We start from the raw sequence: 17886 nt of genomic DNA, 5'->3' as shown, positions 1-17886 counted from the left end.
TCGACGACGAGACGTGCTGGGCGTGGAGCATCAACTACCACCCCACCCGGGAACTGCGCGAGGACGAAGTCGCGTCGATGCGCAACGGAGACGGAATCCACGCCAAGTACATCCCCGGGACCTACCGGACGCTGGCGAACAAGGACAACGACTATCTGATGGACCGCGAGGCCCAGAAGCAGAAGAAGACGTTCTCCGGCATCGAGGGCATTGCCGCCCAGGACTTTTCCCTGCAGGAATCGATGGGCGCGATCTGCGATCGCACCAAGGAACGGCTCGGAACCTCCGACGCCGGCATCATCTTGGCCCGGCGCCGACTGCTCGCCGCCCTCGAGGAGCTCGAAGCGGAGACCCTGCCCGGCCTGAATCCCGAACATCAGCGTGTGCGGTCGACCTCGGTCCTGCTGCCGAAAGCAACGCCCTTCCAGGAGGGTGCCGAGGATGCGCTTCGCATGGTCGAGGGCGAAGACTTCGTCTCCATCTGACCACTCCGGCAACGAGATTCAACGAGATTCAGCGAGATACAACGAGATACAAGGAGTCCGTCGTGACCAACAGCGCCGACATCGACATCACCCCGACGCGCTCGGTAGCCGGCCCGCCGAAGATGGTCCGCGCCGCGGTGTCGATGCCCGACACGACGACGACCGTCCGCTACCTCGACTCCGATGCAGCGGTCGGTGCGGTGGGCTGGCTCGAAGTCGAATCCTCCGCGGTGTGCGGCACCGATGTCGGTCTCTACCGGGCCGGACTGGACTCACCCACAGTGCTCGGCCATCACGTCGTCGGGACCGTCGTCTCGGTGGACGAGACCCGGTCGGCCGCGTGGGACGTGCGGCCCGGCGACCGGGTCGCGTTGGAGGAATACCTGCCGTGCATGCAGGAGGACTGCCCGGCGTGCCGCATCGGGGACTACCGCCTGTGCCCTCACACCGATCTGTTCGTGGGCAAGCGGAGAGTGGGTCTGGTCCCGGCGGACGACGGGTCCGGCCTGCACGGCGGCAACGCCGAATACATGCAGCTCAGCGCGAACAGTCTCGTGTACCGCCTACCGGCGGATCTCGACGCGGATCTCGCGGCGTGGACGCAGCCCTTCGCCAACGCGCTGGACTGGACGGTCGACGCGGGCGGCGCCCGGGAGGGCTCCACCGTCGTCATCATCGGCCCCGGCTACCACGGCATCTCCGCGGTAGCCGCGGCCCGGGCCGTCGGCGCCGCCCGCATCGTCGTGATCGGGGTGCCGGAGTCGGCCGGCCGCCTGGAGATCGCCGAATCGCTCGGTGCGGTGCCGGTGATCAACGACAATGACAGCCTTCCCGAGCTGATCATGCGGGCAACCGGCGGCGACGGAGCCGATGTACTCCTCGACACCGTCGGACTCGGCGGAGAGGCCGTTGCGGCCGCCGCCCGCGTGCTGCGCAAGCGGGGCCGGTTGGTCATCGGCGGACTGGGCTCGACGCCGGTCTGCGAACTCGATCTCAAATCCCTGGTGCGCGGCGCCAACACCATCGTCGGTGTCCGTGGCCGTTCTCCCGAGGCAGTCACGCGCAGCATCGAACTTCTCGCCGGCGGGCGATCCGGCTTGGAGATCGTGCCCTCCGTCGACGTCGGCCTCGACGAGGTCGACGACATGTTGGGGCGGATGGCCACCGGACAGGGGCCGGTGAGTCCCCACGTGGTGATCCGACCACAGTTGCGCCGCCCGAACAATCAGAAACGAGGAACGCTGTCATGAGCGAGACGACACCCCGCCAGCTGTCCTACGTAGCACGAATACTGCTGGTGCCCTTGGGAAAGTCCGGTGACGACATGGTCGAGCAGATGGCTCGGGCCGGGTTGACCGATGTCGACGTCGTCACCGCGCACTCGCCCACCGAGGCAGCCGTGCGCGACATCAACGCCGAGACCACGACGGTACGTCGTATCGACGAGTTGGTCACCGAATCGGACATGGTCATTCTCATCGGCTCGGTACTACCCCAGGTCCCCATAGGCTTCGCCACCACGATGGCCGAAGCGGCCCGCGAGTCGGGCAACCTGCTCGCCGGTGTCCTGATCGACCAACAGGACTGGGACAGTCCACAAGGCGCCGAAGCGATGGCGGTACTGCGGATGGAACTCGACATGCTGGTGTCCATCACGCAGGTCTCCCTCGCCACCGCCTTCGTCGACGTTCTCAAAGGGGGATACCGCACCCCGGGTGCATACGCGCCAGCTCTCTCGACCCCAAGGATCTGAAAATGACACAAGAGACCAGCCGCCTGTTGGTCCGGCAACAACGACTCGAATCCGACGGCGTGTTGTCACTGACCCTCGAGCACCCGGACGGGGCCGCCCTCGCCGAATGGGAGCCCGGAGCACACATCGACATCGTGCTGCCTTCCGGGACCGTCCGGCAGTACAGCCTGTGTGGTGACCCCGAGGACAAGACTGCCTACCGGATCGCCGTCCTGAGAGAAGACGAGGGACGCGGTGGGTCGAAGGAGATCCACGACAGTGTCCGCGTGGGGGACCTCCTCGCGGTGCGTGGCCCCCGCAACCACTTCGCCCTCGAGCCCGCCTCTCACTACCTCCTGATCGCCGGGGGAATCGGGATCACTCCCATTCTCGCGATGGCGCGACAATTGGCGCGGGAGAACGCCAACTGGTCCGCACTCTACGGTGGCCGTAGCCGCGCCACTATGGCATTCGTGGAGGAGATTTGGAGTCTCGGCGAGGTGAACGTCTGTCCTGCAGACGAATTCGGTAACCTCGACCTGGCAGCCGCCCTGGCCCACGTTCCGGCCGGCACCGCCGTGTATTGCTGCGGTCCCGAAGGGCTACTGCAGGCGGTGAAGTCGGTGTGCGGTCCGGTACTCGGTGACGAAGCGATTCATTTCGAGCGGTTCGGTGCTCCCGCCGCGGGGACCGACCGTGCTGCGGATTCCGAAGCATCGGAAGGACAGTCGTCCGACGAATTCGAGGTCGAACTGCGCCGTACCGGTTGCACGTTGAAGGTGCCCGCCGACCGCACCCTCCTCGAAGTCGTCCTCGAAGCGAACCCGGACATCCTGTACTCCTGTGAGGACGGCTTCTGCGGATCCTGCGAAACGCGCGTGCTCGACGGAATTCCCGAACACCACGATTCGATCCTCTCTCCAGCAGACCGGGAGAAAGGCGAGACGATGATGATCTGCGTCGGACGCTCCCGCACGCCCACACTGGTACTCGACGCCTGACGTTCCACGATGTTGCGAGGAGCCGGGTGTCCGCTGTTCCCGTGGTTTCGAATCAGGGGACGGGACACCCGCACTCGCATTTCAGCGGGTGGAATGGAATCTGCGGCGGGCAGAAGTGTCGACAGTGTGATCGGCAGCCGCACCACCACCGGAAACGTCGGAGATCGAACTGCCTCCGACCGTTCATGTTTCGAGCGCCGAAATCATCCACCGTTCGAACGCCGTCAACAGGACCCAATTCGTTGGGGTGCGTGCACTACGGTGATCGGGGTTCGCGCTCGCGGAGCGCGCGCAGTGCTGCCCGGGTGCGCTGCGAGGGTGGATCTCACAGGAGCCGGCCGAGCCTTTCGGCGTATTCGTTCAGTACGGGCACGGCTGTGTCTTGGAGGTCGTGGAGGGTGGTTCTGGCGGTGGACGCACTGACACTCATTGCCGCCACGGTCTCGCCCCGGGCAGTCCGGACAGGTACGGCTATCGACAGCATGCCGAGTTCGATTTCTTCGTCGGTGTAGGCCGCGCCGCTCTCCCTCGCCGTCAGGATTCGTTCCCTGATGGCCTCGATATCGGTCAGCGTCCGGGGTGTGCGCGGCCGGGGGTCGCACTTTCGGAGGTAGTCGTCCAGTTGGGTGTCGGCAAGTCCTGCCAGTAGTACTCGACCGGTTGCCGAGTTGTGGGCGGGTAGTTTGGCGCCGACACGGACTCCGGTCGAGACGATCCGTGTGGCCTCGGCGCGGGCGACGAACAGGGACCATCCGTCTTCGAGAACTGCGAGCGATACCGACTCGTCCAACGCATCGCGGGCCTCGGTCAATTGCGGCTGGGCAAGTTGCGGCAGGGGCGCGGTGTCCAGATAGGCGCCGCTGAGCCGAAGCATTCTGGGTGTGGGCCGGAAGTTCCCGTTGTCGTGGGTCAGGTAACCGAGCTCGACGAGGGTGAGCAGGCAGCGCCGCGCCGCGGCGCGGGAGGTATTCGTCCGCTGAGCGGCCTCGGTGACGGTCAGTTGGGGGTGGCGGATGTCGAAGGCTTCGATGACTGCCAGTCCCTTCGCCAGTCCGGCCATTCCTTCGGGGGCGCGGGTAGCACCCTTGACACTTCCTTCGTTGTCCGGCTTAATTGTTCGAGAATTGCTCATTGGTTCGTTATACGAACAAGGACGGGGCTTGTCAAGCCCCGGCGAGCGAATTCTCTGATGTCCCGACTGGTTGTCCAGACTGAGGAGAAATTATGGAAAGCAGCGTTGTCGACGCAGGCCGCGATACCCCGGTGGAGTGGACCGACGACCTCACCCGGGTGCCGTATCGGGTGTTCCAGGACCAGGACGTCTACGCCGCCGAGCAGACCAAGTTGTTTCAGGGCCCGTATTGGAGCTACCTGTGCCTGGAGGCGGAGGTGGCCGGCCCGGGAGACTACTGCTCGACCTTCGTCGGTGAGACACCGGTCATCGTGGCACGTGACCGCGACGGTGAGCTCTACGGTTTCGAGAACCGCTGTGCCCATCGCGGTGCCCTGCTGGCCCTGGAAAACCGCGGAAACACGAAGGACTTCACATGCGTCTACCACGCGTGGAGCTACAACCTTCAGGGCGATCTGACCGGTGTCGCGTTCAAGGATGGGATCAAAGGCAAAGGGGGAATGCCTGATTCGTTCTGCATGGAGGAACACGGACCGCGCAAGATGCGCATCGCCGTCCTCCACGGTCTGGTCTTCGGGAGTTTCTCCGACGACGTGCCGGACATCGAGGATTATCTCGGCGACGAGATCACGAGTCGGATCGCCCGGGTCCTCGGTGGGCGCACGCCCGAGATCATCGGACGCTTCACCCAGGTCCTTCCCAACAACTGGAAGCTGTACGTGGAGAACGTCAAGGACTCCTACCACGCCAGCATCCTGCACCTGTTCTTCACGACCTTCGAACTCAACCGCCTGTCGCAGCGCGGCGGGATCATCGTCGACGAGAGCGGCGGCCACCACGTCAGTTACTCGGCGATCGACCGAGACGCCGAGAAGGACGTCGCGTACGCGGATCAGAACATCCGGTCCGAAAGTGCCTACAAACTGGCCGATCCGACGTTGCTCGAGGGGTTCAGCGAGGTCGGCGACGATACGACGCTGCAGATCCTCTCCGTCTTCCCGGGTTTCGTGTTGCAACAGATCCAGAACTCCGTGGCTGTGCGCCAGATCCTGCCGACCGGGGTCGAGCGAACCCGACTGAACTGGACGTACCTCGGCTTCGAAGAAGACACGCCCGAGCAGCGGGAGATCCGCCTCAAGCAGTCCAACCTCGTGGGCCCCGCAGGCTACATCTCGATGGAGGACGGCTGCGTAGGAGGCTTTGTGCAGCGCGGAATCGCAGGTGCGGCGAGCCAGTCGGCGGTGCTCGAAATGGGAGGAAGTCTGGCCGAATCCAGCGAGAGCCGTGTCACCGAGGCATCGGTACGCGGCTTCTGGAAGGCATACCGGACCGCGATGAACCGACAGGAAGAGGCATGAGCATGAACGACTTCCAGCGAATCGGCCGCGTACAGGCCGACTATTCCCGCTGCATCGACGAGGGGCCGCTCGAGCGGTGGCCGGACTTCTTCGTCGAGAACTGCATGTACCGGATTACCACCGCACAGAACTACAGCGAAGGCCTGCCTGCAGGACTGGTGTGGGCCAACACTCGCCGGATGCTCGTGGACCGCGTGTCGGCACTGCGCGAGGCCAACATCTACGAACGACACACATACCGTCATATCTTGGGCCAGCCCTTGGTCCTGGACGAGAACGGTGACGGTATCCATGCCGAAACCAGCTTCCTGGTGGTGCGGGTGATGCGTGACGGCGAATCCGACATCTTCACCAGCGGACGGTATGTCGACCGGTACGTGGAGGTGGACGGCCAGTTGAAGATTGCCGAACGAGTCGTGGTGTGCGACAGCACCAACATCGATACCCTGCTGGCGCTGCCACTATGAGTGGGTCCCCGCCGCGGGTCCTGCTCACGATCGGCGATCCGAACGGAATCGGCCCCGAACTCGCGGTGAAAGCCGTCGTGGCAGCACAGGAACATCCCGCATTCAATCCGGTTCTGGTGGGCGATCGGCATGTCGTCGAACCGCTCGCCCGCCAGGCCGGCATGACGGTCCGCGAGACAGTCGACGGCCACCGCGCACCCATCGCCGATGTGGTCGACGTGCTCCCCGTCGACTCGCTGCCGGCCGGCGCTTTCGCCCCGGGCCGGGTGAGCGCAGAAGCCGGGCAAGCAACCGTGGCGTACCTCGAACGGGCGGTGCGCTGCCTGCAGGGCGGCGGAGCCCGTGGCATCGTCGCGTGCCCGCACTCGGAAACCGCGATCAATGCCGCCGGTATCTCCTTCGCCGGATATCCGCGTCTGCTGGCCGAACTCGTCGGCGCACGATCCGACGAAGTGTTCCTGATGCTCGTCGGCGCCGGTCTGCGCATCGTGCACGCAACATTGCACGAATCGTTGAAGGATGCGCTCGGGCGCCTCACACCGGAGCTCGTGCACAGGGCGGCACACGCTCTGGTGCGGGCCCTTCAGGAACAGGGCATCCCGTCCCCGCGTATCGGAGTGTTCGGTATCAATCCGCATGCCGGAGAAGGGGGTCTGTTCGGCGACGAGGATCTGCGGGTGACAGCGCCTGCGGTGGAGCGGCTGCGCGCCGCAGGGATCGATGCCTCGGGACCGGTCGGGGCCGACCTCATGCTCAGAGATACCGGCTTCGACGCGTTCGTCGCCATGTACCACGATCAGGGTCATATTCCCGTCAAACTCCTTGCGGGACGCAGTGCGGCCGCGATGACGATCGGCGCCGGAGTGCGGTTCTCCAGCGTTGGGCACGGGGCCGGATTCGACATCGCCGGCATGGGAACAGCCGATGCGGACGCCGTTGTCGCGGCCGTGCGGCTGGTCGGCGCCACCGCCACCCGCCTCCAATCACACGTAACCGCAGGAGTCACGTCATGACCTACCAGGTAACCGTCACGGGATCGGACATCACCTTTCCGTGTGAACCCGACGAAAGTGTGCTCGATGCGGCGGAACGCGCGGGATACGCGATCCCGTACTCGTGCCGTAAAGGCGTGTGTTCGAGTTGTGAAGGTGCGCTCGATGCCGGCAGTCTCGAGGTGCACGGCTGTGGGACGGCTCAAGGCCCCCGGAGCGGAGTGCTGTTCTGTCAGGCGCAGCCCATCACGGACGTCGTCATCACACCCAAGCGGATCACCGAACGAGACAGGGTGGTACGTAAGCAATTCACCGCGAAGGTTCATCGAATCACCCGTCCGACGCCCGATGTCGCTGTCGTGCAGCTGCGTCTCCCCACCGGGGTGCGTGCGAAATTCGCCGCCGGGCAGTACCTCAAGGTTTTTCTCGACGACGGGGACAGCCGGAACTATTCGATGGCGAATCCGCCGCACGAGAACGACGGAGTGCAACTGCACATTCGTCAGGTGCAGGGCGGACGATTCTCCGAGGAGGTGCTCGGCACGCTCGAGAAGGGAGCCAGGCTGACGATCGAGCTGCCCTACGGCGAGTTCTCGCTGAACCCCGACTCGGACAGGCCCGTCATCTTCGTCGCCAGCGGCACCGGCTTCGCCCCGGTGAAGTCGATCATCGAGGACCACCTCAAACGTGGGGGAGAACGGTCGCTGCATCTCTATTGGGGCGCACGCCGACAGGCGGACATCTACCTTCCCGAGTTGCCCGAGAAATGGGCCTCGGCTTCGGATCGGGTCTCCTTCACTCCCGTCCTGTCCGATCCCGCCGAGGACTGGACCGGACGCACCGGGCTTGTTCATCGAGCCGTGCTCGAGGACTACGCCAACCTCAGCAGCCACGAGGTCTACGCATGCGGAAGTCCCGCAATGACCTCGGCGGCACGCGAGGATTTTGTCCACGAGGCCGGTCTGGCGCCGGACAACTTCTATTGCGACGCCTTCGTACCGTCGGGCGAGCCCGTTGTCACCGCGTGATCCGCTACCACGACCACATCCGGAAACCCCGGTATCAGACACTGTGAGGCACTCATGTCCATCGCACCATCGCGCGTGACACTGCCGGATTTCATCGATTCGCGGCCGGTGAGTCGATACCAGTACATCGTGATCGCCCTGTGTGGGTTGGTCATGTTCATCGACGGCTTCGATACCCAGAGCATCAGCTACATGGCGCCCCACATCGCCGAGGAGTGGGACCTGTCGAAACAGGTGCTCGGGCCCATCTTCTCCGCGGCCCTCGCCGGTCTCATGGTCGGCTATCTGGCGCTCTCGCCGTTGTCCGAGCGGTTCGGCCACCGCCGGATGATCCTCACGAGCACAGTCATTTTCGCGCTCGGCACGTTGGCTGCGGCCTGGTCGCAGAACGTCACCGAACTGATGGCGTTGCGCTTCATCACCGGAATGGGGCTCGGTGCTGCCGCGCCGAGCGCCATCGCACTGACGGGCGAATACAGCCCCAAGCGCCTTCGAGCGACCTTCGTCCTGGCGATCTACTGCGGTTTCTCCCTCGGATTCGTCGCCGCAGGGCTGGTCTCCGGTTGGCTGATCCCGATCTTCGGCTGGCGGTCGGTGCTCGTCGTCGGCGCAGTAGCACCGCTCCTGCTGCTCCCGGCGTTGCTGCGCTTCCTGCCGGACTCGCTCACCTCGATGATCCAACAAGGTGCCGAGCCCAACAGGATCAAGGCGATCCTCCGCAGGATGGATCCCGGCCTCGCCGCCGCCCCCGACATCACCTACGAGGCCGAGAAGCAGGCCGACGAACAGCGCACTGCACTGAGGAACCTGTTCACCCGTGACCGGGTCCTGGGAACCCTGCTGCTGTGGTTGGTCTTCGTCATCAATCTCGGGGAGTTCTACGCGCTGCAGAGCTGGCTACCGTCGATCATGACGAGCCTGGAGTACGACATGGGTACGGTGGTCACCGCGACCACCCTCACGACTGTCGGCGGCATCGCTGCCGCATTTGTCACCGGACCCTGCATGGACCGACTCGGTGCGTATCTCACCCTCGGAACGGTCTACATCGTCGGATTCGCATTCGTCGCCCTGACCGGTCTCGCCTTGAGTGCACCGCTGTGGGTCCTTCTGACAGCCAACTTCTTTGCGGGTGTGTGCATCAGCGGTGGGCAGAAGAGCCTCATCGCGCTGTCCGCGGTCTTCTATCCGACATCGATGCGTTCCACCGGAGTCGGATGGGCACTGGGTGTGGGCCGCATCGGCGGAATCGTCGGGCCGATCGCGGTCGGAGCGGCCCTCGGGATGGGATGGTCCGCCAGCGCAGTCTTCTACGCGATGTCGGTTCCCATGCTCGTAGCCGGCGGCGCGGTACTGCTCCTCGGCCGATGGGTCCGCAACGACAAACACCCCGACCGCACGTCGGCCGAAAGTCACTCGCTGGCCCACAAGTAGTACGAGTCGGCGACACGCCGAGGAGTCGGAACCAGGGCTGCTCCGCCATCGGATGTCCGCGTACACCCTCACGTGAGAGTGCGGGTACAACCCGCCCCGGCAAGGGCCGCCTCCGATTCGTCCACCGCCAGGTCGACGAACTCGAAGGGCGGCCCTTGCCCGTGGTTCTCGTTGGAGATCGCGAATGGCAGGAACTCGCGAATTCGTCGGGTGGCAGCAGGCGTCGTGGCTGCGCTGCCGATCGCATGCCACTGCGTGGAGTTTGCAGGCATACGAACGGATACACGAAGACGGTGTCGGCGGACGAGCATCTGCAGGGATCGCGCTCCGGCGCCGGGGTGAGCACGATGTGTCGCATTTCGGGCACTGCGCCTCGTTGCGGTGAGGGCGGGTGTGGATCCGGATCAGTGCCGATCTGACCTCGGGCGTCCTATGCGATAGTGTCCCTGGACGTGCGCATCTCTGCTCGGGCCGACTATGCGATCAGGGCGGTTGTCGAATTGGCGGATGCCGGCGACCGGCCGGTCAGCTCGGAGGCGATCGCCACTCGGCAGGACATCCCCAGGCCGTTTCTCATCAAGATCCTCTCCGAGTTGAGGCAGGCAGGGCTGATCATGAGTGTGCGCGGCTCGGAGGGCGGTCACCTCCTCGCGCGCGCGCCCGAGGAGATCACGATCGCGGATGTTCTCGAAGCCATCGACGGCCCGCTCGCCGATATTCACGGCACCAATCCGGCCGATTCCACCTATCTGGGGGCTGCACAGGCTTTGAGCACCGTGTGGATCGCACTCGAGGCGAACATACAAGCAGTTCTCGGCGCGGTATCCCTCGCCGATGTCGTGCGAGGCGAGATTCCTGATCAGGTGACTGCTGTGGCCAAGGGCTTCACGAGCACGATCTGACCTACCTGGAGGTCGAGCCAGGCCAAACTGTCCTCCGGCAATTTCAGATCGGCTGCCTGACCATCGCCCAGCATGAGCAAGAGCCAGACGCGATCGGTGTCGGGGCAGTGATAGATATCTTCGATCCATGCCTGCTCGGCGTCCGGGTCGGTTCGGTCGTAGACCAACTCCAGTGGAATCACGGCGGCTGACGCCGACCGCAGCGCGGGCTGCGCATCAGCGCGTCCAAGTGCCGGTTGGAGAGAGTCGCTACGAATGAACTGAAGAGCGGACGACATAGCCGGAACGTTAGCCAGACGAATTTCATGGCAGAAGAATTATCGTCAGGATGATATTTAATGCCGCGGCGTGTGGATGGGTGTAGAAATCCGCTCGCTCATTGCCGTCCGATCCATCGGTATCGGGGCCGAGGATTCCGGTGTCGAATCCGACATATTCCCTGATCAGAGACTCGGATGCCTGGTTCGTCCGTCAGGGAAGGCGGCTCCCTCCACCGAGCGTCGGCCACAGATTCCGATCCATCGCCGATAAGTAGGAGCGCTCGTACCTGACTAAGTAGACCATTTTAGTCTGCTATGGTCCGGGACGTGACTTCGCTGACCATTTCCACCCCTCCCCTGCTCGCAGACGCGCAAGCGGCACTCGCCGCTGCCGACGAGTTTGCGGACCGCATCCGCCCGGGTTCGATCGAGCGTGACCGACTGAAGACGAAGCCGCTGGCCGAACTCGCCGACCTCGCCTCGACCGGGCTGCTCAGCATCTGGATCCCCCGAGAGTACGGCGGCTCCGGCCTCGACTTCGTGACTGTGATCGATGTGTTCCGCCGCATCGCCGTCGCCGATCCGGCTGTCGCTCAGCTCGTTCTCGCCCACTTCGTGCTTCTCGAATGCGCCCGCACCGACGCGGACGAGCCGACACGTCGGTTCATCTACGACACGGTGCTCGCCGGCGCGCACCTCGGTAACGCATCTGCCGAGCGCGGCACCAAGAACGGCTGGAACCGCAACACGCGCGCCGAGCGCGACGACGCCCGTGGCGGGTGGGTCGTCACCGGCCAGAAGTACTACGCAACAGGCGCCCTCGGCGCCGGGCTCATCAGCGTCGACGCCAAGTACGGCGACCGAGGCGGACTCCTCGGTTTCGTCACACCCGATTCCGATGGGCTCACGCTCGACCTCGACCAATGGTCGTCGTTCGGTCAGCGCACCACTTTCAGCGGCGCGGTGACGTTCGATGCCGTGTTCATCCCGGACGGCAGGGCGATCGACTACGGAGAAGCTCCGGAAAACCCGAAAAGCCCTGCCGCGTCGGTGATCACGCCTCTCGATCAGGCACTCCATGTTGCGATCGACGTGGGAATCGCCCGTGCCGCACTCGAGGACGGAGCCGATTTCGTACGCAGCAAGACCCGTCCCTGGGTCGAGTGGAACGACGCACCGGCCTCGGAGGAGCCGCATATCCAGCGCCGTTTCGGTGAACTCACGACGCGCCTGCATGCGCTCGAGGCGCTGCTCGAGAGGGCGGCCGGCGCCGTCCAGACTGCGGTCGAGGAGACTCCGCTCACCCACGAGACTGCGACCGCCGCATCGTTTGCCGTTGCCGAGGCCAAGGCGCTCGCGCAGGAATTCGGTCCGGAAATCGCTACCGGCGTCCTGGAACTGGCCGGCACAAGTTCGACCGACGAGAAGTACGGCCTGGACCGGCACTGGCGAAACGTTCGTGTTCACTCACTGCACGACCCCGCGCGCTGGAAGTACGTACACATCGGCAACCACACGCTCAACGGCACCCTGCCTCCCGCCGGCGTACTGATCTGAGTCACCTGATGTCCATCAAGTTGCACTGGTACCTCCCCACCAACGGCGACGGTCGCACGCCGCACGAGTCCGGAACCACCGTCGCGGTCGGCGGCAACCTGGAGTTGGGCCGCACACGAAAACCGGACCTCGAGTACCTTTCCGCAGTTGCCGGCGCGGCCGAAGCGAACGGCTTCGATGCGGTCCTGACACCGACGGGCACCTACTGCGAAGACGCGTGGATCAGCACTGCGGCGCTCAGCCAGATCCACCGCCGGCTCCGATATCTCGTCGCGTTCAGGCCCGGAACGATCAGTCCGGCGCTGGCCGCTCGGCAAGCTGCCACCTTTCAACGCCACAGCAACGGACGGTTGTTGATCAACATCGTCACCGGTGGCAGCGATGTCGAGCAACGGCGGTTCGGGGACCCGCTGGACAAGGACGGCCGCTACGCCCGCTGCGACGAGTTTCTGACAATCTTCAAAGGGGTATGGGACAGTCCAGGTTTCGACTTTCGCGGGGATCACCTCTGGGTGGAAGGCGGGACGATACCCACCCCGACGACGCGACCGGAGATCTACTTCGGCGGCTCATCCGATGCTGCACTTCGGGTTGCGGCAAAGCACGCGGACGTGTACCTGACTTGGGGAGAACCCCCCACGAAGTACCTCGCGGACCACCTCGACACCGTCAGAGAGTTGGCCGCCGCTGCGGGGCGGTCGGTGAGATTCGGAATCCGCTTCCACGTGGTGGGTCGTGAGACCAGCGCTGAGGCTTGGCAGGCGGCAGACGCACTGCTGGCCGACGTCGACGCGGAGACGATCGCGCACCAGCAACGCGCACAAGCACAGTCGAGTGCGGTCGGGCTCCAGCGAATGCGCGCTCTGCATCAGGGGGACCGCGACAATCTCGAGATCTACCCCAACGTCTGGGCGGGAATCGGACTCGTCCGACCGGGTGCCGGAACGGCGCTCGTCGGGAGCTACGCAGAGGTCGCGTCCCGCCTCGCCGAGTACCACCGGAAACTGGGGATCGACGAGTTCATCTTGTCCGGATATCCGTGCGACGAAGAAGCATTTCATGTCGGCGAGGGGATCGTCCCCGAGCTCCGCAAACTCGGCCTGGTGGAGTAGTGAAGCGATGAGTTCTGCATACGTAGACGACAAGCCGCCGGTTCTCGACCGAGACGGCTCAGCGGCGGTGTTGCGCGGAGACGCAGATGTACTCGACGTTGCCCGGGAACTGGCCGACGAGCTGCGATCATCAGCTTCCGAACGTGACCGCGCCGGCAGGTACCCCGCAGCAGCACTCGAGCAAGTGGCGTCCAGCGGCCTACTCGCTGCTGGAATACCTGTCGAGTGGGGCGGCGCCGGTGCAGGAGCCGGCGCTGTGATCGAGGTGATCCGGCTGTTGGCAACCGCCGATGCGTCCGTCGCGCAGACACTGCAGCCGCACTTCCAATTGGTCGACGCGGTGCTCCTCGACGGTGGAACAGAGTTGCAGTCGGTGCTCCTCCCTGATGTCGTCGCCGGCGGCCGCGTAGGAAACGCTATCGCGGAGCGTGGCGCAGCCGACGGCGCACAGCATTCGACACTGTTCCGTCAAACCGACGAGGGCACTTGGGAACTGGATGGAAGCAAGTACTACTGCACCGGCGCACCAGGATCGAGCTGGCTGGGGGTCGCGGTACGCGGCAGTGACGACACAATGTCGCTCGGGTTCACGAGGACCGAGCGAGACGGGATCACCGTGACCGACGACTGGGCGGGCATGGGGCAGCGGTCGACAGGCAGTGGCACTGTCACCTTCGCCGCGGTTCGCGTACCCGACACACACGTGATCCGTCCCTGGGCCGGGGCCGAGTCCCGCCGCGCGACCCACTACGTGGGTCGCCTGTTACACGCAGCGATCGACATCGGAACTGCAGAGGGTGCCCTGGCCGACGGACTGCGGTTCCTTGCAGAGCGTGCTCGACCGGCGCCCGGACGGGGCTTCCGGCACGCCGGCGACGATCCGCTCGTCCAGCGCTCGGTCGGCGCGGCAACGGCCCGCGTCCATGCGGGAAGGGCATTGCTCGCACACGCAGCATCACTGCTCGAATACGCGGTTCGAACCGAAAAGAATGTCGACATGCAGGCGGCGGTGGTCGCTGCAGAACAGGTCAAAGGCTTGGCGGCAGAACTCGCTGTCGAGATCTCCAGCGAGGTCTTCGCATGGTGTGGTGGCAGCGCCGCGGACGAACGACTCAATCTGAACCGCTACTGGCGTGACGCCCGCACTCACACGCTGCACGATCCCGCCCAGTGGGCGTACGCCACCGCCGGAGCCGAAGTCGTTTCCGCGATCGGGAGCGGCACTCTTCCCGACTTCGTGTTCTGAAGGTGTCTCGTGTGAGCCGGCCAGGACACGACGCCGGTTACGACAGCACGAACAACCCACTGCACGAAGCGAACAGACCGAGAAACCCTACAAAGCCGGATAGGACATGTCAGAAGCGCACACATCGGCCATCGGACCGAATCACCTTGTGCCTGTGGACTCCTCACCGGGCGCCGTAGTGCTCCGAGGCGTCGGCAAGAAGTTCACCGACGATTACGCGGTCACCGACGTGTCGCTCACGGTGGCACGGGGTGAGGTTCTGGCGATCATCGGCCCCAGCGGAGCCGGCAAGAGCAGTCTGTTGCGCTGCATCAACCTGCTCGACGCACCGACCGCCGGAGAGATCGTGGTCGACGGAATCCAGGTACGTGGTGCCGACGGAACGACCGTGGCAGGCAAGGAACTCGCCGAGCTACGTCGCCGCGTCGGGATGGTGTTCCAGTCGTTCAATCTGTTCCCGCACCTCAGCGTGCTGCAGAACGTCTCACTCGCCCAGACTCGTGTGCTCGGACGCTCCAAAGCGGAAGCGAACGCCCGCTCACTCGACCTGCTCGAACGCGTCGGACTCGCCGACAAGGCGGCGCAGCATCCGACACGGTTGTCCGGTGGCCAGCAGCAGCGCGTCGCGATTGCCCGCGCGCTGGCACTCGACCCCTCGGTCATGTTGTTCGACGAGCCGACTTCGGCGCTCGATCCCGAACTGGGCCTGGAGGTGCTCGCGGTCATGCGGGAACTCGCCGACGAGGGGATGACGATGCTGATCGTCTCCCACGAACTGCACTTCGCGGAAGAGGTTTCCGATCGTATCCTCGTGATGGCCGATGGCCGGGCGATCGAGTCCGGACCGCCGGAACAGGTGCTCAGGAATCCGACTCATGCACGGACACAACAGTTCCTAGGGGCACTCCATGAGCGATAGCAATGGTTGGGACCAGTTCGGGGACCTCGTCGGAGGAATCCCTCTCACCCTCGAACTCACGGTCGCATCGTTCGCGATCGGCGCCGTAGTCGGCGTCCCTCTGGTGTTGGCGCGTCGTTCGCAGTTCCGTCTGACGCGTGGACTCGCCGTCATGATCATCGACCTTGCCCGTGGAATTCCGATGATCACCTGGCTGTTCCTCATCTACTTCGCACTTCCTCAAGCCGGAATCCGCTTCTCCCAGTTCGCCGCAGCGGTTCTCGGGCTCGGGCTCCTCACTGCGGCGATGATGGCCGAGATCTACCGCGCCGGGATCGCGGCGGTCCCGAAAGGCCAGTGGGAAGCCGGAAGGACGCTCGGGCTGTCGGAGCGACGCCTGTTCCTCGACGTTGCTGTGCCGCAGGCGGCTAGAGTCGCGATTCCGCCGACGGCCACTCTGCTGATCGGCCTGCTCAAGGACACCGCGATTGCATCGACCCTCGGCGTCGCCGAGATCACCTACCGCGCCCAGATCGCTGCGCAGAACACGTACAAAGGGCTGACGATCTTCGCCTTGGCCGCCGGGCTGTACATAGTCCTCAGCCTCCCCGTCGCCGCTCTCTCACGGTGGCTCGACCGATGGTTGCATCAGAAATGGACAGTAGCGTGATGGGCGGCGGTCTGCTACACGACTGGGCTCAGCAAATCGGCCCGTTGGCGCAAGGACTTTGGGTGAGCGCCCGGTTGGCAGTCGTAGGGCTGGCGGTCGGTCTGCCGCTGGGCCTGTTGCTCGCGATCGGTGTCGGCAGCAAGGGCCGGTCGCTGCGGTGGGCCTGCGTCGGAATCGTCGAGATCGCACGAGGCACCCCGATGCTGGTCGTACGCCAACTCGTCTACTTCGGGCTGCCGCAGGTGAACATCACGTTCAGCAGTTTCGTGGCCGCGGTGGTGAGCATTGCCGTGATCACCGCTGCCTACACCAGCGAGATCTTCCGTTCCGGACTCGCGGCCGTGCCGCACGGGCAGCAAGATGCAGCGCGTGCCCTCGGGCTACGAACAGCGGATCGTCTCCGATACGTCATCGTTCCTCAGGGCATCAGGATCGCGATCCCGCCGCTGTTGAATTTCGCGATCTTGATCTTCCAAGGCACGTCCCTGGCGTTCACGATCGCGGTGCCGGAACTGATGGCCCAGGCCTACGGAATCGGGGCCAGCACCTTCCTGTACATGCAGGTGCTCAGCCTCGCCGGACTCATGTACGCCGCAATCACCCTGCCGAGCGCGGCGGGTGTCCGTCTACTCGAAAAGCGGCTCGGGCGTCACGTGGCGGCCGCCGCCTGACGCCATCCATGGCGCCGCTCCAGGAACACCTTTTCCACTGTCCAACGCTCCACCAGTAAGGATCACGAGAATGAAGCCCGCAAAACTCAGCGCCGTCGCCCTCGCAGCGGTGATGGCAGCCGTGACACTCGGGGCCTGCGGCTCCGGCGACTCGGCCTCGACGGCCGGCGCCGGTGCGGCGGAGTGCACTCCGCGACATCAGTTCAGCACCGTCAGCGAGGGCGAGCTGACCGTTGCCCTCGCCCCCTACGAGCCGGCGGCCTATACCGACAGCTCCGGCAATCTCGTGGGCATCGAGGGCGAATTGCTGCGGCAGATCGCCGAGTGGGAGTGCCTGGAAATCAAGGTGCTTCCCCTCGGCTCCTACGCTGCCACCATCCCGGCGGTGCAGTCCGGCCGCGCCGACATCACGGTCGGCGACATCTACCGTACGGCCGAGCGCGCAGCGGTCACGACCCTGACCGATCCGATCTACAAGGACGCACTCGAGATCGTTTCCAAGGGAGGCACGGTGACCTCGATCCAGCAGCTGGTCAGCGACAACCTCCGCCTCGGCGGTTCCACCGGAGGACTCTGGGACGACGATTTCCAGAAGTTGCTCGGCGACAATTTCAAGCTGTACCAAACATTCCAGGATGCGGTTCAGGATCTGCAGGCCGGGCGGCTCGACGCGGTGGTGATGAGCAGTCTCGGGTACAACGCGTTGACCGAGGGTGTTTCCGGAGTCGCCGGCGTCATGCCGCCCGCCGATTCTCGGGTCACGGCCTCGACGGCACCGGGACAGGCGACGTGGCCGACCAACAACAGCACCCCTGAGCTCACCACCGCTCTGAACGCCGACATCAGCGAGCTTCGTTCCAGCGGAGCAATTACGGAAGCGCTCGAAAAGTACGACTTGGATCCGGAACTCGCCGATCCCGGTGAGCCCAACCTCCTGTAGT

Annotated in this window: 18 protein-coding genes and 1 pseudogene; 17 read left to right on the top strand and 2 right to left on the bottom strand. The window is 64.7% G+C overall.

Annotation, left to right across the window (positions count from 1 at the left end; translation table 11 throughout):
• From I0Q12_RS32140 to I0Q12_RS06485, 4 genes and pseudogenes are all read left to right on the top strand, one after another.
• Positions 1 to 485: pseudogene (locus I0Q12_RS32140) on the top strand (aromatic ring-hydroxylating dioxygenase subunit alpha); the annotation flags it as partial.
• A 62-nt stretch (positions 486 to 547) separates the two neighbouring features.
• Entirely contained in the window at positions 548 to 1735 is a 1188-nt protein-coding gene (locus I0Q12_RS06495) for a zinc-binding dehydrogenase (RefSeq protein ID WP_197251151.1), read from the top strand.
• Entirely contained in the window at positions 1732 to 2238 is a 507-nt protein-coding gene (locus tag I0Q12_RS06490) for a hypothetical protein (protein ID WP_197251150.1), read from the top strand. The genes I0Q12_RS06495 and I0Q12_RS06490 overlap by 4 nt, the downstream gene beginning before the upstream one ends.
• A 2-nt stretch (positions 2239 to 2240) precedes the next feature.
• Positions 2241 to 3218: a PDR/VanB family oxidoreductase gene (locus I0Q12_RS06485; protein WP_197251149.1), complete on the top strand. Its 978-nt coding sequence runs from the start codon at positions 2241 to 2243 to the stop codon at positions 3216 to 3218.
• Between the two features lie 325 nt (positions 3219 to 3543).
• Here I0Q12_RS06485 and I0Q12_RS06480 read toward each other — a convergent pair whose 3' ends face one another.
• Entirely contained in the window at positions 3544 to 4350 is an 807-nt protein-coding gene (locus tag I0Q12_RS06480; protein WP_197251148.1) for an IclR family transcriptional regulator C-terminal domain-containing protein, read from the bottom strand.
• Positions 4351 to 4442: 92 nt separating this feature from the next.
• Between I0Q12_RS06480 and I0Q12_RS06475 the strand changes: the two genes are divergently transcribed.
• The 6 genes from I0Q12_RS06475 (at position 4443) to I0Q12_RS06450 (ending at position 10531) form a co-directional block, all read left to right on the top strand.
• A complete protein-coding gene (locus I0Q12_RS06475) occupies positions 4443 to 5708 on the top strand; it encodes an aromatic ring-hydroxylating dioxygenase subunit alpha (protein ID WP_197251147.1) in 1266 nt (421 codons plus the stop codon).
• Positions 5705 to 6175: an aromatic-ring-hydroxylating dioxygenase subunit beta gene (locus I0Q12_RS06470; RefSeq protein WP_197251146.1), complete on the top strand. Its 471-nt coding sequence runs from the start codon at positions 5705 to 5707 to the stop codon at positions 6173 to 6175. The genes I0Q12_RS06475 and I0Q12_RS06470 overlap by 4 nt, the downstream gene beginning before the upstream one ends.
• Complete coding sequence (locus I0Q12_RS06465; RefSeq protein ID WP_197251145.1) at positions 6172 to 7188, top strand: PdxA family protein; 1017 nt, start codon at positions 6172 to 6174, stop codon at positions 7186 to 7188. The genes I0Q12_RS06470 and I0Q12_RS06465 overlap by 4 nt, the downstream gene beginning before the upstream one ends.
• Positions 7185 to 8195, top strand: coding sequence for a 2Fe-2S iron-sulfur cluster-binding protein (locus tag I0Q12_RS06460; protein ID WP_197251144.1), 1011 nt, complete (start codon positions 7185 to 7187; stop codon positions 8193 to 8195). The genes I0Q12_RS06465 and I0Q12_RS06460 overlap by 4 nt, the downstream gene beginning before the upstream one ends.
• A 54-nt stretch (positions 8196 to 8249) precedes the next feature.
• On the top strand, positions 8250 to 9629 hold the full coding sequence (locus tag I0Q12_RS06455) for an MFS transporter (protein WP_197251143.1): 1380 nt from the start codon (positions 8250 to 8252) through the stop codon (positions 9627 to 9629).
• Positions 9630 to 10069: 440 nt separating this feature from the next.
• Positions 10070 to 10531 (top strand): Rrf2 family transcriptional regulator, encoded by a 462-nt coding sequence (locus tag I0Q12_RS06450; protein ID WP_248674234.1) that lies wholly within the window; start codon positions 10070 to 10072, stop codon positions 10529 to 10531.
• Here the strand turns inward: I0Q12_RS06450 and I0Q12_RS06445 are convergent.
• A complete protein-coding gene (locus tag I0Q12_RS06445; RefSeq protein WP_197251142.1) occupies positions 10489 to 10809 on the bottom strand; it encodes a hypothetical protein in 321 nt (106 codons plus the stop codon). The genes I0Q12_RS06450 and I0Q12_RS06445 overlap by 43 nt on opposite strands.
• A gap of 309 nt (positions 10810 to 11118) precedes the next feature.
• Between I0Q12_RS06445 and I0Q12_RS06440 the strand changes: the two genes are divergently transcribed.
• From I0Q12_RS06440 to I0Q12_RS06410, 7 genes are all read left to right on the top strand, one after another.
• Complete coding sequence (locus tag I0Q12_RS06440; RefSeq protein ID WP_307846066.1) at positions 11119 to 12348, top strand: acyl-CoA dehydrogenase family protein; 1230 nt, start codon at positions 11119 to 11121, stop codon at positions 12346 to 12348.
• A gap of 8 nt (positions 12349 to 12356) precedes the next feature.
• Entirely contained in the window at positions 12357 to 13460 is a 1104-nt protein-coding gene (locus I0Q12_RS06435) for an LLM class flavin-dependent oxidoreductase (protein WP_197251140.1), read from the top strand.
• A complete protein-coding gene (locus I0Q12_RS06430; protein WP_307846065.1) occupies positions 13408 to 14706 on the top strand; it encodes an acyl-CoA dehydrogenase family protein in 1299 nt (432 codons plus the stop codon). Before I0Q12_RS06435 ends, I0Q12_RS06430 begins: the two co-directional genes overlap by 53 nt.
• 154 nt (positions 14707 to 14860) lie before the next feature.
• The gene (locus I0Q12_RS06425) at positions 14861 to 15625 is read left to right on the top strand and encodes an amino acid ABC transporter ATP-binding protein (protein WP_248674769.1); all 765 of its coding nucleotides are present in this window, start codon (positions 14861 to 14863) and stop codon (positions 15623 to 15625) included.
• Positions 15615 to 16274, top strand: coding sequence for an amino acid ABC transporter permease (locus tag I0Q12_RS06420; protein WP_197251137.1), 660 nt, complete (start codon positions 15615 to 15617; stop codon positions 16272 to 16274). Before I0Q12_RS06425 ends, I0Q12_RS06420 begins: the two co-directional genes overlap by 11 nt.
• Positions 16244 to 16945 carry an amino acid ABC transporter permease gene (locus I0Q12_RS06415; RefSeq protein WP_307846064.1) on the top strand — a complete coding sequence of 234 codons (702 nt, stop codon included), beginning with the start codon at positions 16244 to 16246 and terminating at the stop codon, positions 16943 to 16945. The genes I0Q12_RS06420 and I0Q12_RS06415 overlap by 31 nt, the downstream gene beginning before the upstream one ends.
• Positions 16893 to 17885: an ABC transporter substrate-binding protein gene (locus tag I0Q12_RS06410; RefSeq protein ID WP_197251135.1), complete on the top strand. Its 993-nt coding sequence runs from the start codon at positions 16893 to 16895 to the stop codon at positions 17883 to 17885. The genes I0Q12_RS06415 and I0Q12_RS06410 overlap by 53 nt, the downstream gene beginning before the upstream one ends.
• The last annotated feature ends 1 nt before the right edge of the window (position 17886 follow it).

The organism is Rhodococcus sp. CX, assembly GCF_015865005.1.
Taxonomy (GTDB): Bacteria; Actinomycetota; Actinomycetes; order Mycobacteriales; family Mycobacteriaceae; genus Rhodococcus.
The sequence above is the reverse complement of the archived record's forward strand: the minus strand, read 5'-3'. Positions and strand labels throughout refer to the sequence as shown.

What these genes read in the sequence shown, in the direction of transcription:
- I0Q12_RS06490 (WP_197251150.1), top strand. Translation starts at nt 1,732, where the DNA reads ATGAGCGAGACGACACCCCGCCAGCTGTCCTACGTAGCACGAATACTG.
- I0Q12_RS06485 (WP_197251149.1), top strand. Translation starts at nt 2,241, where the DNA reads ATGACACAAGAGACCAGCCGCCTGTTGGTCCGGCAACAACGACTCGAA.
- I0Q12_RS06480 (WP_197251148.1), bottom strand. Translation starts at nt 4,350, where the DNA reads ATGAGCAATTCTCGAACAATTAAGCCGGACAACGAAGGAAGTGTCAAG.
- I0Q12_RS06475 (WP_197251147.1), top strand. Translation starts at nt 4,443, where the DNA reads ATGGAAAGCAGCGTTGTCGACGCAGGCCGCGATACCCCGGTGGAGTGG.
- I0Q12_RS06470 (WP_197251146.1), top strand. Translation starts at nt 5,705, where the DNA reads ATGAGCATGAACGACTTCCAGCGAATCGGCCGCGTACAGGCCGACTAT.
- I0Q12_RS06465 (WP_197251145.1), top strand. Translation starts at nt 6,172, where the DNA reads ATGAGTGGGTCCCCGCCGCGGGTCCTGCTCACGATCGGCGATCCGAAC.
- I0Q12_RS06460 (WP_197251144.1), top strand. Translation starts at nt 7,185, where the DNA reads ATGACCTACCAGGTAACCGTCACGGGATCGGACATCACCTTTCCGTGT.
- I0Q12_RS06455 (WP_197251143.1), top strand. Translation starts at nt 8,250, where the DNA reads ATGTCCATCGCACCATCGCGCGTGACACTGCCGGATTTCATCGATTCG.
- I0Q12_RS06445 (WP_197251142.1), bottom strand. Translation starts at nt 10,809, where the DNA reads ATGTCGTCCGCTCTTCAGTTCATTCGTAGCGACTCTCTCCAACCGGCA.
- I0Q12_RS06435 (WP_197251140.1), top strand. Translation starts at nt 12,357, where the DNA reads ATGTCCATCAAGTTGCACTGGTACCTCCCCACCAACGGCGACGGTCGC.
- I0Q12_RS06430 (WP_307846065.1), top strand. Translation starts at nt 13,408, where the DNA reads ATGTCGGCGAGGGGATCGTCCCCGAGCTCCGCAAACTCGGCCTGGTGG.
- I0Q12_RS06420 (WP_197251137.1), top strand. Translation starts at nt 15,615, where the DNA reads ATGAGCGATAGCAATGGTTGGGACCAGTTCGGGGACCTCGTCGGAGGA.
- I0Q12_RS06415 (WP_307846064.1), top strand. Translation starts at nt 16,244, where the DNA reads ATGGTTGCATCAGAAATGGACAGTAGCGTGATGGGCGGCGGTCTGCTA.